The following is a 13,582-nucleotide window of genomic DNA, read 5'->3' as shown; positions in this document are numbered from 1 at the left end:
CGGACCCGCTGGTAGTTGGGCACCTCGGTGCGGTCCACGGCGTCGAGCTGCGCGTCGTCGAGCCAGCTGACGACCAGCGGCGTGCGGGCGGCGGGGTCGCCGTACGGGGCGGAGGCGACGTACCCGTAGCGCCCGATGTGCGCGGAGCAGCCGACCGCGATGCCGTGCACCAGCACCGGAACCATCGGCACGGTGGCGGGGTGCCCGGGCCTGCTGAGCTTGTAGTGCAGCTGGGCGGGGGAGGCGTTGGACCCGACCGCGATGACCGGATGCCGCTGCCGGTACCGCTCCAGCAGCGTCAGGTCGAGGGGGTGCAGTTCGCCGCCGGTGAGGAGCGTGGGCGTGGTGACGGGCCGCCCGGGGTAGATGAGCGGCACTTCGGCGGGCACGTCGCCGAACCCGAGTGCGGCGAGGCTGAGGTCATCCACCCTGCCGAGGCTACGCGAGCCGCGGGCTGTCCCGTGCGCCCGGCAGCTCCCGAGGAACGCCGCGCCCTCGCAGATGTTCGGCGCACCGCTGCGGCGTGCGCGCACACCCTTGCGTACGGCGAGCGGCGCACCCACAGACGGGCCCCGGCCGCGCAGCAGGCGGGGCACCGCCGAGCGGCGCACCACATGCGCGTGCCCCGCGCCGCTACTGCTGGCGGCACGGGGCACGGAGCGCTAAGCCATGACCGAGCGTCACCGGGTCTGCTGGGCCGGGACGCCGCGCGTGGCGGCCTCTTCCTCGCCCGGGTTCCCGGCTGCGGCCACCGCGGCGCCGGTCAGCGTGGCCAGCATCTCGCGGACGTTGGTCAGCTGGGCGTTGATGCTGTCGCGGCGGTTGGTCAGCGCCGCCAGCTCGCGCTCGGACTCGCTGCGGATGCGGTCCGCCTTGGCGTTCGCGTCGGCCACGATGTCCTCGGCCTGGCGCTGGGCGGTCTCCACCGTCTGGCGGGCGCGGCGCTCGGCGTCGGTGCGCAGCTTCTCGGCCTCCAGGCGCAGCTGCTCGGCGCGGTGCTCGATCTCCGCGAGCCGCTTCTCGGCCTTGGCCTGACGGGAGGCCAGGTCGCGCTCGGACTGCTCGCGGCGCTTGGCCAGGTTCGTCTCGAAGTCGGCGGCGGCCTGTGCGGCCTTGGCGCGGGTCTCCTCGAAGAGGGAGTCCGCCTCCTCGCGCTTGGACTGGGCGTCCTTCTGCGCCTCCTGACGCAGCGTGGTGGCTTCGCCCTTCGCCTTCTCGACGATCCGCGCGCCCTCGTCCTCGGCCTTGGCCTTGCGGTCGGCGGCGAACGCCTCGGCGTCGTTGCGGACCTGCTGGGCGGAGGACTCGGCCAGCTCACGGTGCTGCTCGGCGGCCCGGCGGGCCTCCTCGCGCAGGTCCTTCGCCTCTTCCTCGGCGAGGCGGAGGATCTTCTCGACCCGGGCGCCGAGTCCCGCGTAGGACGGCTCCGCGTCGTTGATCTGGGCCTGAGCGTTCTGCGTTTCGAGGTGCAGCTCCTCGATGCGCTTCTCGAGCGAGGTGATGCGGGACAGTGCGCTGTCACGGTCGGCGATGAGCTTGGTAATGCGGTCGTCCACCTGACCGCGGTCGTACCCACGCCGCACGAGCTCGAAGCCGAAGGGGGAGGAAGTGTCGCTCATGGGGTTCCTGTCGAAAGAGACCGGTGAGGTGATAGAGCAAATCCTAGGGGGCCGAACGGCGTGTCATCGAGTCAACGTCCGTTTGATCTGGAGAATGTCCAGCCTTTTGAGTGGACGTAAGACGGAGACCTTGTCACTCGTCGGGATGATACGGACACGACACGCCTCGTGCAGCTAGCCGTCGGACCGTGTTCCCCTACCCATCGGACCGCTTTCCACTCGACCGGGTCGCTCCCGCTCCCGCCGCCGTCTTCACTCCGCCGTTCTCCTTGCCGCCCGCGCCGCCCGACGCGGGGGTCTCGAAAGACTCCAACGCCTCCAGCACGTCCTGGACACGGGTGATTTCCGCATTGATGTCCTCGCGGCGGCGCTTGAGCAGCTCCAGCTCGCGCTTGCCCTCGTCGACGATCTCCTTCGCCTCCGACGTCGCCTCGGACTTGGTGCGCTCGGCGTCCTTCTCGGCCTCCAGCCGCTTCTGCTCGGCCTCCTTCAGCAGCCCCTCGGCCTTCTTCACGGCCTGGATCCGCACCCGGCTCGCCTCGGTCTCGGCCTCCGAGACCAGCGACTTCGCCTTCTCCTCGGCCTTCATCAGCTGCGCGGTCGCCGCCGCGACGAGCTTGTCGACCCGCTCGCCGGTCGCCTTCATCTGCTCCGCCGACTCCCGGCGGGCCCGCTCGTGCAGCTCCTCCACCTCGGCCGCGGTCGTCGCCCGCAGCTCCTCGGCGCGCTCCCGGATGGCCGTCGCGTCGCCGCGGGCCTCGGCCAGCATCGTGTCGGAGTCCGTACGGGCCTTCTCCACCAGGCCATTGGCCTGCGCGGTGGCCTCGGACACCAGCCGCTCGGCCTCCTGGCGGGCCGCGCCCACCATGACGTCCGCCTGCTCCTCGGCCGCGGCCGTCGCCTGGAGCGCGGACTCCTGGGCCTCGGTGGTGAGCCGCTCGGCCTCCGCCGAGGACTCGGTGACCAGCCGGTCCGCCTGCTCGGCCGCGTCGGAGCGGCGCTTGTTGGCGTCCTCGCGCGCCTGGTCGACCAGCCGGTCGGCCTCGTTCTGCGCCTCGGTACGGATGCGCTCCGCCTCGGCCGCCGCGTCGGCCGCGATCCGCTCGGACTCGGCGCGGGTGCGCTGCGCGTGCTGCTGCGCCGAACCGACCGTCTCCGCGGCCTCGGTGCGCAGCCGCTCGGCCTCCGCCGCGGCTTCCGAGAGCAGCCGGTCCGCCTCGTTGGACGCCTCGGTGACCAGCCGGTCGGCCTGGGCCGCCGCCTCCGAGCGGATGTTGTTGGCGTCGCTGCGGGCCTGCGCCCGGGTGCGCGCTGCGTCCTGCTCCGCGGTCGCCCGCGCGTCCGCCGCCTCCGTACGCAGCGTCTGCGACCGGGCGGTGGCCTCGGCGACGATCCGCTGCGCCTCCTCCGTGGCGCCGCTGACGAGGGTGTCGGCCTGCTCGGCGGCCTCCGCGCGGGTCTTGTTGGCGCTCCTGCGTGCCTCGTCCAGCGTCTCGTTGGCCTCCGCGCGCAGCCGCTCGGCCTCGTGGTTCGCCTCGCCGAGCAGCCGGTCCGCCTGCTCCGCGGCCTCCGAGCGGCGCCGGTTGGCGTCGTCGCGCGAACGCGCGCCCAGCTGCTCCGCCTCGGCGATCGCCTCCGCGACCGTGCGCTCCGCGAGCGACTTGGCGGCCTCCGCCTCCTCGTGCGCCGCACGCCGCACCCGCGAGGCGTCGACCGACGCGCGCTCCCGCTCCGCGTACGCGTCCGCGCGGACCCGGTCGGACTCCTCCTGGGCGTCGTGCCGGGTGCGCTCCGCCGCGTGCTCGGCGGCCTGCCGCAGCCCGGTGATCTCCGCCTCGGCCTGCTCGTGCAGCCCCGCGACCGAGTCCCGTACGGACTGGGCGTGCTGCTCGGCGGCCGACACCAGGTCCGCCGCGTGCTGTTCGGCCTCCTCGGCCAGCCGCTGCGCCTCGGCCTGTGCCTCGCTGACCCGGGTCCGGGCCGCCGCCAGCAGCTCCTCGCCCTGCTCGCGCGCCGCCGTACGCTCCCGCTGCGCCTCGTCGCGGGCGTCGCCCAGCAGCTCCTCGGCCTCGCGGCGGCGGCGCGCCGCCTCCTCCTGGGAGGCCGCCAGGGCCTCCGCGGCCTCGGCGCCGATGCGCTCGGCGGCGCTCGCCGCCTCCGCCCGCACCCGGTCAGCGGTCTCCTGCGCCTCGCTCCGCAGCCGCTCGGCCTCCGCGGCGGCCTCGCTCCGCAGCCGCACCGCCACCGACTCGCCCTCGGCGCGCGCGTTGGACGCGTCCGCTGCGGCCTCGTCGCGCAGCCGGTCGGCCTCCTCCTCGGCCTGCTGCCGCAGGGCGTCCAGCCGCTCCGTGGACTCGGCGCGCTGCCGCTCGACCTCATCGGCGGCCTCCCGGCGCAGCCGCTCGGCCTCGGTCCGCGCGTCGTTCAACTCCTGCTCGGCGGAGCTGAACCGCGCCTCCGCCTCCTCGTGCCGCCGGGTCAGCTCGGCCTCGGCCTCGCTGCGCCGCGCCTCGGCCGTCTGCTCGGCCTCCTCGCGCAGTTCCTCGGCGGTCCGGGCCGCCTCCTCCTTGACCCGCGCGGCCTGCTCCTCGGCCGAGGTCACCAGCTCCTCGGCCTCGCCGCGGGCCCGCTTCAGCAGCTCGTCGGCCTGGCGGCGCAGCGCGTTCGCCCGCTCGATCGCCTCGGTGCGGACCCGCTCGCTCTCGGTGGTCGCGCCCGAACGCGTCTCCTCCGCGTCCTGCTTGGCCTTCGCCAGCAGCTCCTCGGCGGTGCTGGCCGCCTCCTCGATCTGCTCGACCGCCTCGCGGCGCGCCTCGGCCCGGATCCGCTCGCCCTCGGCGACCGCGTCCGACCGCTGCTGCTCGGCCTCGCCGCGCAGCCTGCGCGCCTCCTCCTGGAGCTCGGCGGTCTTGGCGCGGTACTCCTTGGTGTCGTCCTTCGCCGCGCCCTTGAGCTGGTTGGCGGTGTCGTGCGCCTCGCCGCGCAGCCGGTCGGCCTCCGCCTCGGCCTCGCGCCGGACCCGCTCCGCTTCCTCGGCCGCCGCCTTGGTGGTGGCCTGCGCCTGCTCCGAGGCGCGGGACAGCACCTCCTCGGCGCTGCGCGCCGCCTTGGCCAGCTGCGCCGCCGAGTCCTCGGCGACCCTGGCCCGGGCGTCGTCGCCGGCCTCGGCGAGCAGCCGCTCGGCCTCGGCGCGGGCGTCGTCCCGCAGCTGCTCGGCCTCGGCGCGGATCAGCTCGGCTTCCTTGGTGGCCTCGCCGACCAGCCGGGCGACCTCCGCCTTGGCGGTGCGGGCGCGCTGCTCGTTGTCCGAATCCGTGGCCGAAAGCTGCTTGGCCGCCGCGTCCTTCGCCTCGCCGAGCACCTTCTCGGCCTCGGCGCGCGCCTCGCGCAGCGCCGTCTCGGCCTCCAGCATCCGCGCTTCCGCGGCGCGGGTCTGCTCGACGGCGTGCCGACGGGCCTGGTCCGACTCCTGGGTGGTGGAGGTGCGCAGCTGTTCGGCGCGCTCGGTGGCCTCCTGGGCCTGCGACGCCGCCTTGGTCAGCAGCCGCTCGGCATCGGTGCGGGCCCGGCGCAGGATCGCCTCGGCCTCGGCGCGGGCCGACTCGGTCTCCGAGCCCAGCCGGTCCCTGGCCTGGTCGGCGAGGCGCTGCGCCTCGGCGCGGGCGGCGGTCAGCGCCTGCTCGGCCTCGGCCCGGGACTCGTCCAGCAGCCGTCGGGCCTGCGCCTCGGCACGGTTGCGCAGCTGCTCGGCCCAGGCGACGTTCTCGTTGACGTGCGACTCGACGGTGGCGCGGCGCTCGGCCAGCTCCTGGTCCAGGCGCTGACGGCGGGCCACGGCCTCGGCGTGCAGCTCGGCTTCGAGTCGGGCCTGCTGCTCGGACTGCTCCTGGAGCAGCCGCTGGGTCTGGGCACGGGTCTGCCGCAGCTCGCGCTCGGCGTCGGCGCGCACCTGCTCCGCCTGGAGCTGCGCGTCCCGCAGCAACTGCTCTGCCTGGTAGCCGAGGTTGCCGCTGTCGTAGGCAGGACGGCTCGCCAGCGCGCGCCGCACCTCGTGCAGCTTGGCGCGCAGAACCTCGACCTGGTAGCCGAGGTCGTCGGCGTGCTGGACGGCCTTCTCCCGCTCGTTCTTCAGCCGCTCCATCTCGGCCTCGAACTTCGAGAGGTGATCGTCAGGCTCGTAGCGGTCGTAGCCCCGCACTGCGCGGTCCCATCCGTCCCCTGGTCGCGGTGGCGGCCGGCTCCGTACCGCGCGGTTCCTGGCAGTCCCTTGCGGTCCCTCTCGGCCCCGTCCCGGCGTGATGCGTGCCGGGCGGACCGGAGCTGGCCCTTCCGAAGAAATGGTGTCAGATCATCGGCTCAGCCCGGGCCGGACCCCGATCCCTCCGATTCCCGTACCCCGGCCGAGCCTGCACTCTACCGGCCGGGGAAGGGGTAGGTCAGTGGTCCGCTTCAGTGGTCCGCTTCACCGGGTGTTGCCGCGGTCACGAGTTCGGTCAGCACACCGTGGCAGTCCTTGGGGTGGAGGAACGTGATGCGCGAGTCCATCGACCCACGTCGGGGCTGTTCGTACAGCACGCGCACCCCCTTGTCGCGGATGGCCTCGGAGTCGGCGTCGACGTCGGCGGTGCCGAACGCGATGTGATGGACGCCCTCACCGTTCTTCGCCAGCCACTTGCCGACCGCGGAGTCCTCCCGGGTCGGCTCCAGCAGCTGGAGGTAGGAGGCCCCGCCGTCCGAGGTCTCGTTGATCTTCAGCATGGCCTCACGGACGCCCTGCTCCTCGTTGACCTCGGAGTGGAACACCTCGAAGCCGTACGTGGCACGGTAGAACTCGACGGTCTTGTCCAGGTCGAAACAGGCGATCCCGATGTGGTCGATTCTCGTCAGCATGGGCTTAGTGCACCGCTACACGGCCGGTTACGCAACGTGCGCGCGATCACACCGATGGGGCGGTGACCGGGCGGGTACTCGTCAGTACATTGACGATAACCCTCGTTAACTTCCTTCTCCCCGCGGAGGACGCACCATGACTCGTACGACATCTGTGATTGTGGCGGGAGCCCGTACCCCCATGGGCCGCCTCCTGGGCAGCCTGCGCTCGTTCTCCGGCGCCGACCTGGGCGGCTTCGCGATCAAGGCCGCGCTGGAGCGGGCCGGGGTCACCGGTGACCAGGTGCAGTACGTGATCATGGGACAGGTGCTCCAGGCCGGTGCCGGACAGATTCCCGCACGTCAGGCGGCCGTCAAGGCCGGTATCCCGATGAGCGTCCCCGCCCTCACCGTCAACAAGGTGTGCCTGTCGGGACTGGACGCCATCGCGCTCGCCGACCAGCTGATCCGGGCCGGGGAGTTCGACATCGTGGTGGCCGGCGGCCAGGAGTCCATGACCAACGCGCCCCATCTGCTGCCGGGCTCCCGCGACGGCCACAAGTACGGCGCGATCCAGATGCTCGACGCCATGGCCCACGACGGTCTGACCGACGCCTTCGAGAACGTCGCCATGGGCGAGTCCACCGAGGCGCACAACACCCGGCTCGGCATCGGCCGCCCCGAACAGGACGAGATCGCCGCCCGCTCCCATCAGCGCGCCGCCGCCGCCCAGAAGAACGGCCTGTTCGACGCCGAGATCACCCCGGTCGAGATCCCGCAGCGCAAGGGCGACCCGGTCGTTTTCGCCAAGGACGAGGGCATCCGCGGCGAGACCACCGCGGAGTCCCTGGGCAAGCTGCGCCCGGCCTTCGCACGCGACGGGAACGGGACGATCACGGCCGGATCGTCCTCGCAGATCTCGGACGGGGCGGCCGCCGTCGTCGTCATGAGCAAGGAGAAGGCCGAGGAACTGGGCCTGGAGTGGATCGCCGAGATCGGCGCCCACGGCAATGTGGCCGGACCCGACAACTCGCTCCAGTCCCAGCCGTCCAACGCGATCGCGCACGCGCTGGGCAAGGAGGGGCTGACGGTGGACGATCTCGACCTGATCGAGATCAACGAGGCGTTCGCCGCGGTCGCCGTGCAGTCAATGAAGGACCTGGGCCTTTCCTCCGAAAAGGTGAATGTGAACGGCGGCGCGATCGCCCTCGGCCACCCCATCGGCATGTCCGGCGCCCGCATCGTGCTCCACCTGGCGCTGGAGCTCCAGCGGCGCGGCGGCGGCGTCGGCGCCGCGGCGCTGTGCGGCGGGGGCGGCCAGGGCGACGCACTGATCGTCCGCGTCCCGGGGGCATAACTCCCCGGGGTATGACGTGGCCGGATCCGGTCGTCCGTACGAGTGATGAGGAGCGCGGCACCCATGGCTGACGCTGATGTGCCCACGCTGGTGGAACAGGCCCGGCAGGGGCGGCCGCGCGCGGTCGCCCGGCTCATCTCGCTGATCGAGGGCGACTCCCCGCGGCTGCGCGAGGTGATGGCCGCGCTGGCGCCGCTGGCGCAGGGTGCGTACGTGGTCGGGGTGACCGGTTCGCCGGGGGTCGGCAAGTCCACGTCGACCTCCGCGCTCGTCTCGGCGTACCGGAGGGCGGGGAAGCGGGTCGGGGTGCTCGCCGTCGACCCCTCCTCGCCCTTCTCGGGCGGCGCGCTCCTCGGTGACCGGATCCGGATGTCCGAGCACGCCTCGGACCCCGGCGTCTATATCCGCTCCATGGCCACCCGCGGGCATCTGGGCGGCCTCGCCTGGGCCGCCCCGCAGGCCATCCGGGTGCTGGACGTGGCCGGATGCGATGTGGTGATCGTGGAGACGGTCGGCGTCGGCCAGTCCGAGGTGGAGATCGCCGCCCAGGCCGATACGACCATGGTGCTGCTCGCCCCGGGCATGGGCGACGGCATCCAGGCGGCCAAGGCCGGGATCCTGGAGATCGGCGATGTGTACGTGGTCAACAAGGCCGACCGGGAGGGCGCCGACGCCACCGCCCGCGAGCTGAACCACATGCTGGGCCTGGGCGAGGCCCGGGCTCCGGGGGACTGGCGGCCGCCGATCGTGAAGACCGTCGCGGCGCGCGGCGAGGGCACCGACGAGGTCGTCCAGGCGCTGGAGAAGCACCGGGCGTGGATGGAGGAGCACGGCGTGCTGGCCGAGCGCCGGATGCGGCGCGCGGCGGGCGAGGTCGAGACGATCGCGGTGACCGCGCTGCGCGCCCGCATCGGCGATCTGCACGGCGACCGCCGCCTGGGCGCGCTCGCGGAGCGCGTGGTGGCGGGCGAGCTGGACCCGTACGCGGCGGCGGACGAGCTGGTGGCGGGAGTCACCGAGGGGACGTAGCCGGGCGTAGGCAGGCGGCCCACCTGAAGGAACCTTCAGGTGGGCTCTGCGACGCTTGGCCCCATGCGTTTGCTGATTGTGGAGGACGAGCGCCGGCTCGCCCTGTCGCTGGCCAAGGGGCTGCGGGCCGAGGGGTTCGCGGTCGACGTGGTGCACGACGGACGGGAAGGGCTGCACCGGGCGCAGGAGGGCACGTACGACCTGATCGTCCTCGACATCATGCTGCCCGGGATGAACGGCTACCGCGTCTGCGGCGCCCTGCGGGCGGCCGGGCACGAGGTGCCGATCCTGATGCTCACGGCGAAGGACGGCGAGTACGACGAGGCGGAGGGTCTTGACACCGGCGCCGACGACTACCTGACCAAGCCGTTCTCGTACGTCGTGCTGGTCGCCCGGGTGCGGGCGCTGCTGCGGCGGCGCGGCTCCGGGGCCTCGCCCGTGGTGCGGGTGGGGGCGCTCGCGGTGGACCGGGGCGCGCGCCGGGTGGAGCGGGACGGGGACGAGGTGTCCCTGACCGCCAAGGAGTTCTCGGTGCTGGAGCACCTGGCGATGAACGGCGGGGACGTCTGCTCCAAGGCGGACATCCTGGAGCACGTGTGGGACTTCGCGTACGACGGCGACCCCAACATCGTCGAGGTGTACGTGAGCGCGCTGCGCCGCAAGCTGGGGCCCGGGTTCATCGAGACCGTGCGGGGAGCGGGGTACCGGCTCCGTGGGTAGGGCATTCGGTTCGGTACGGGCGCGGGCCGCGCTGGGCGCGACCGTGGTGGTCGCGGTGGCGCTGGTGGCCGCGGGGCTCGCGGTGCTGCGGGTGCTCCAGGGCAACCTGGCGGACCAGGCCGGGCTGCACGCCCAGGTCGAGGCGCGCGAGGTGGCCTCGAAGATAGCCGCGGGGACCGGCTACCGCGCCCTGGACCTGGACGACGACACCCCCGTGCAGGTGGTGGACGACAAGCGCCGGGTGCGGGCGGTCAGCGAGGACCTGGAGGCCGTGACGGGGACGGCGAGCCCGTCGGTGCGTCCCGTGTCCGTGGCGCCGGAAGGCGAGCGCGAGGAGGGCGAGGTCGACGGGGACGTGAAGTACGTCAACGGCTCCGCCCGGATCGACGGCACCACCGCCGACTACCGCTGGGCGGCCGTGGAGGCCACCAGCCCGCAGGGCGACGAGGTCACCGTCTACGCGGGCGCCCCGCTGGCCACCGAGCGCGACGCGGTCGGCACGGTGCGGCAGGCGATGCTGATCGGGCTGCCGCTGCTGCTGCTCGTGGTCGCCGGGGTGACCTGGCTGGTGACGCGGCGCGCGCTGCGGCCGGTGGAGGGCATCCGGCAGGAGATGTCCGCGATCACGACGAGTACGGATCTGTCCCGGCGGGTGCCCGAGCCGGACTCCCACGACGAGGTGGCGCGGCTGGCCCGGACCACCAACGAGACCCTCACCGCGCTGGAGGCGGCGGTGGAGCGGCAGCGGGCGTTCGTGGCCGACGCCTCGCACGAACTGCGCTCCCCGGTGGCCTCGCTCCGTACCCAGCTGGAGGTGGGCGTCGCCCACCCCGAACTGCTGGACCTGCCGGGCGCGGTCGAGGACGTGGTGCGGCTCCAGCGGCTGGCGGCCGATCTGCTGCTGCTGGCCCGGCTGGACGCGGGGGAGCGCCCCCGCGCGGACAGCAGGGTGGAGCTGGACAAGCTGGTGCGGGAGACGGTGGAGCAGCGGACCGGGGACCGGGTGCCGGTGCGCACCGACCTGGCGGCGGTGGCCGCCACCGGCTCCCGCGGGCAGCTCACCCAGGTGGTGGGCAACCTGGTCGACAACGCGCAGCGGCACGCGCGCGGCGAGGTGCGGGTGTCGGTGCGGACGGACGGCGCCGAGGGCGTGGTCGCGGTCGCCGACGACGGCGCCGGGGTGCCGGAGGCCGAACGCGAGCGGATCTTCGAGCGGTTCGTACGGCTCGACGACGCCCGCAGCCGCGACGATGGCGGGGCCGGGCTCGGCCTCGCCATCGCGCGGGACGTGGTGCTGCGGCACGGCGGCACGCTGACCGTCGGTGAGGCGCCGGGCGGCGGCGCGCTGTTCGAGGTGCGCCTGCCGCTGGGGTGACGCTAGACGCGGCCGCGCTGGATCCGCAGATGGTCGGCCACGGGCACCAGCGACCCGTACAGCGCCTCCAGGTCGGCCGGGGAGAGCAGGTCGATGAAGTGCTTGCGCACCGATTCGACGTGGTGGGGCGCGACCTTGCGCATAGTGTCCCAGCCCTGCTCGGTGAGGACGGCGTAGAGCCCGCGCCGGTCGGATTCGCAGTTCTCGCGGCGGACCAGCCCGGCGTTCTCCATCCGGGTGATCTGATGGGACAGACGGCTCTTGGACTGGAGCGTCGCGGACGCGAGGTCGCTCATCCGCATCCGGTGCTCTTCCGACTCCGAGAGGTTGACCAGGATCTCGTAGTCGTTCATGGTCAGGCCGAACGGCTGGAGGTCTCGTTCGAGCTGGTAGGTCAGCAGCCGGCTGACGTCCAGGTGGGTGCGCCAGGCGCGCTGTTCCTCATCGCTGAGCCAGCGTGTGCCGTTCTCGGTCTCCATGGGATGTATTCTACCTATAGAAGTTGAATTCCGAACCAATGGATGTATCGGGCTAGAGGTCACCTGTTCGACGTTACACTCCGCATGTTCACGCTCACGAACCGGTACCCCCGGTCGCGCCGACGGCTATCTCCTCCATCAGATCCTCCGTCGACTGGAGCAGCACGGTCCCGGCGCCCACGAACTCGAACTGGTGCTCCTCACCCGAGGTGCCCCCGAGCCCGGTGTGCGCCCGGATGCCGCCCATGACCCCGCGCAGATACTCGTGGTCGTAGTGGTGGTTGGGCGTGGGGCAGTCCGCCCACCCCACCAGCGCCTGCGGATCGACCCGGATCGGCGGCTCCATGAAGACCACGGGCCCGTTGGACGCCGCCACGAACTTCCCCGTCCCGATGAGCGTCAGAAAGCCCGGCACGATCGACTGCTTCAGCGCCAGCGACGGCTGATAGGCGAGCAGATTGCCCGACCGGATGGTGAGGTTCCCGTCGTCCAGGTCATAGGAGTTGACGTCGAAGGCGCGGTCGGCGAGCACCATCTTGCCCTTGCCCTCGGCCACCACCCACTCGGCGGCGTGCAGCGGCGAGTGGAAGCTGCCCGCGACGAGCCGGTCGAGCCGCCCGAGCCCGATGCCCTGGAAGCCGATCTGCCCGTAGTAGGCGACCATCTTCCCCTTCTGGAGGAACCACTGCCCGTCCAGCTCCACGCTGAAGGCGTACGGATTGACGTTGTCGTCGACCGGCAGCGTGTACGCGTCGTGGATGACAGGGCCGTTCACAGCTTCTCCTCCGATGCCTGGACATAGACCGTGCCGGTGCCGGACAGCTCCAGCTGGAAGGCCTCCCCCGAGCCGCGGCCCACCATGTCGCGCCAGCCGAGGGCCGTCGAGAGCTTATTGCGAACATCACCCCGGTGGGCTACATATGCCTGCGGATCGACATGGACCGGACGCCCCGGCTGGATCGGCAGCTCGATCACCCCGCCGTGCGCCATCACCGCGGCCGAACCCTGGCCCTCCAGCGTGGTGGTGAAGAGTCCCTGGCCGCTGACCTGGCCGCGGACCATGCCCATCACCCCGCCCTGCGAGCCCAGGAACATCGTGCCCTGGCGCAGCGAGCCGTCGAACGCCAGCAGCCGGTCCGCCTCCACGTACAGCGTGTCGCCGGTCAGGTCGATCACCTGGACGTGGTGTCCGCCGTGCCCGAACATCACGGTGCCCTGGCCCTCTATCGTCATCAGCGGCGTCGCCTCGTTGGCGACCCGCCGCCCGATCATGCCCATCACCCCGCGCTGGCCGCCGGTGATGCTCGGCGTGAACCGCACCTGGCCGCGGTAGGCCAGCATCGCGCCGCGCTGGCTGAACAGCGTCCGGCCGGGCATCACCTGGGCCTCCACCATGCGGGAGGTGAGATTGGTGAACGGCATCAGATCTCGCCCCCGATCGTGTTGCGCTCGCTGGGCTGCACGTACACCAGTCCCTCGCCCTCGAAGCGGATCTGGAACGCCTCGCCCCCGCTCTCGCCTATCAGCGCGCGGAAGTTCACGCCCGACTGGAAGTGCTGCTTGAGGTTGCCGGTGTGGGCCACGTACGCGCCCGGGTCGACCTGGAGCGGGGTCTGCGGGGTCACGCGCAGCACGATCGCCGCGCCGTGCGAGACGAGCGCCGCCTGGCCGGTGCCCTCCACGGTCGTGGTGAACAGCCCGTTGCCCTGTGCGGAGCCGCGCAGCCCGGTGAAGGAGGTGCCGGTGCGCAGGGCCGCGTCCGTGCAGAGCAGATTGCCCGCCTCCACGTACAGCTTCTCGCCGTGCAGCGACACCAGGTTGATCTCGCTGGCCCGGTCGGCGAAGTAGCACGTGCCGTGCCCCTTCACCTCCATGACCTCCATCTGCTCGCCGGTGAGCCGCCGCGTCACCATGCCGCGCAAGCCCTCACCGCCGCCCGTCCTCTTCTTGAAGGTCATGTCCCCCTCGTACGCGACCATCGCGCCGTTCTTCGCCTTCACGGAGTCGCCGGTCAGGTCGACGGCGAGCACCCTGGATCCCTGGAGCCGGAAGTGAGCCACGGAACCGACGGTATCGGTCCCGCCACCCGGGAGAAATGATCGCCGCTGGGGCTGCGACAATAGGAGCGCTTGTG

General features: G+C 72.6%; 11 protein-coding genes and 1 pseudogene. 4 read left to right on the top strand and 8 right to left on the bottom strand.

Annotation, left to right across the window (positions count from 1 at the left end):
- The 4 genes and pseudogenes from SSOG_RS53560 to mce all read right to left on the bottom strand — a co-directional run.
- A pseudogene (locus SSOG_RS53560) lies at positions 1–428 on the bottom strand (hypothetical protein); the annotation flags it as partial.
- A 252-nt stretch (positions 429–680) separates the two neighbouring features.
- A complete protein-coding gene (locus SSOG_RS14560; protein ID WP_009714987.1) occupies positions 681–1,619 on the bottom strand; it encodes a coiled-coil domain-containing protein in 939 nt (312 codons plus the stop codon).
- Between the two features lie 196 nt (positions 1,620–1,815).
- The gene (scy, locus tag SSOG_RS14555; RefSeq protein WP_009714986.1) at positions 1,816–5,817 is read right to left on the bottom strand and encodes a polarized growth protein Scy; all 4,002 of its coding nucleotides are present in this window, start codon (positions 5,815–5,817) and stop codon (positions 1,816–1,818) included.
- A 251-nt stretch (positions 5,818–6,068) separates the two neighbouring features.
- The gene (gene mce, locus SSOG_RS14550) at positions 6,069–6,509 is read right to left on the bottom strand and encodes a methylmalonyl-CoA epimerase (protein ID WP_009714985.1); all 441 of its coding nucleotides are present in this window, start codon (positions 6,507–6,509) and stop codon (positions 6,069–6,071) included.
- Positions 6,510–6,663: 154 nt separating this feature from the next.
- Between mce and SSOG_RS14545 the strand changes: the two genes are divergently transcribed.
- The 4 genes from SSOG_RS14545 to SSOG_RS14530 all read left to right on the top strand — a co-directional run bounded on the left by SSOG_RS14545 (position 6,664) and on the right by SSOG_RS14530 (position 10,969).
- Positions 6,664–7,845: an acetyl-CoA C-acetyltransferase gene (locus SSOG_RS14545; protein ID WP_078510311.1), complete on the top strand. Its 1,182-nt coding sequence runs from the start codon at positions 6,664–6,666 to the stop codon at positions 7,843–7,845.
- Positions 7,846–7,908: 63 nt separating this feature from the next.
- Entirely contained in the window at positions 7,909–8,874 is a 966-nt protein-coding gene (gene meaB, locus SSOG_RS14540) for a methylmalonyl Co-A mutase-associated GTPase MeaB (protein ID WP_009714983.1), read from the top strand.
- Positions 8,875–8,937: 63 nt separating this feature from the next.
- Positions 8,938–9,594 (top strand): response regulator transcription factor, encoded by a 657-nt coding sequence (locus SSOG_RS14535; RefSeq protein WP_009714982.1) that lies wholly within the window; start codon positions 8,938–8,940, stop codon positions 9,592–9,594.
- Positions 9,587–10,969 (top strand): sensor histidine kinase, encoded by a 1,383-nt coding sequence (locus SSOG_RS14530; protein ID WP_009714981.1) that lies wholly within the window; start codon positions 9,587–9,589, stop codon positions 10,967–10,969. The genes SSOG_RS14535 and SSOG_RS14530 overlap by 8 nt, the downstream gene beginning before the upstream one ends.
- A 2-nt stretch (positions 10,970–10,971) precedes the next feature.
- On the opposite strand, the gene SSOG_RS14525 is transcribed toward SSOG_RS14530, so the two are convergent.
- The 4 genes from SSOG_RS14525 to SSOG_RS14510 all read right to left on the bottom strand — a co-directional run bounded on the left by SSOG_RS14525 (position 10,972) and on the right by SSOG_RS14510 (position 13,508).
- Positions 10,972–11,448 carry a MarR family winged helix-turn-helix transcriptional regulator gene (locus SSOG_RS14525; protein WP_009714980.1) on the bottom strand — a complete coding sequence of 159 codons (477 nt, stop codon included), beginning with the start codon at positions 11,446–11,448 and terminating at the stop codon, positions 10,972–10,974.
- 94 nt (positions 11,449–11,542) lie between these two features.
- The gene (locus tag SSOG_RS14520; protein ID WP_039937589.1) at positions 11,543–12,223 is read right to left on the bottom strand and encodes an AIM24 family protein; all 681 of its coding nucleotides are present in this window, start codon (positions 12,221–12,223) and stop codon (positions 11,543–11,545) included.
- Positions 12,220–12,870 (bottom strand): AIM24 family protein, encoded by a 651-nt coding sequence (locus SSOG_RS14515; protein WP_009714978.1) that lies wholly within the window; start codon positions 12,868–12,870, stop codon positions 12,220–12,222. The genes SSOG_RS14520 and SSOG_RS14515 overlap by 4 nt, the downstream gene beginning before the upstream one ends.
- Positions 12,870–13,508 carry an AIM24 family protein gene (locus SSOG_RS14510; RefSeq protein ID WP_009714977.1) on the bottom strand — a complete coding sequence of 213 codons (639 nt, stop codon included), beginning with the start codon at positions 13,506–13,508 and terminating at the stop codon, positions 12,870–12,872. Before SSOG_RS14510 ends, SSOG_RS14515 begins: the two co-directional genes overlap by 1 nt.
- Positions 13,509–13,582 lie beyond the last annotated feature (74 nt).

This window comes from Streptomyces himastatinicus ATCC 53653, from assembly GCF_000158915.1.
Lineage (GTDB): Bacteria > Actinomycetota > Actinomycetes > Streptomycetales > Streptomycetaceae > Streptomyces > Streptomyces himastatinicus.
This window is presented reverse-complemented; position numbering and strand designations above follow the sequence as displayed.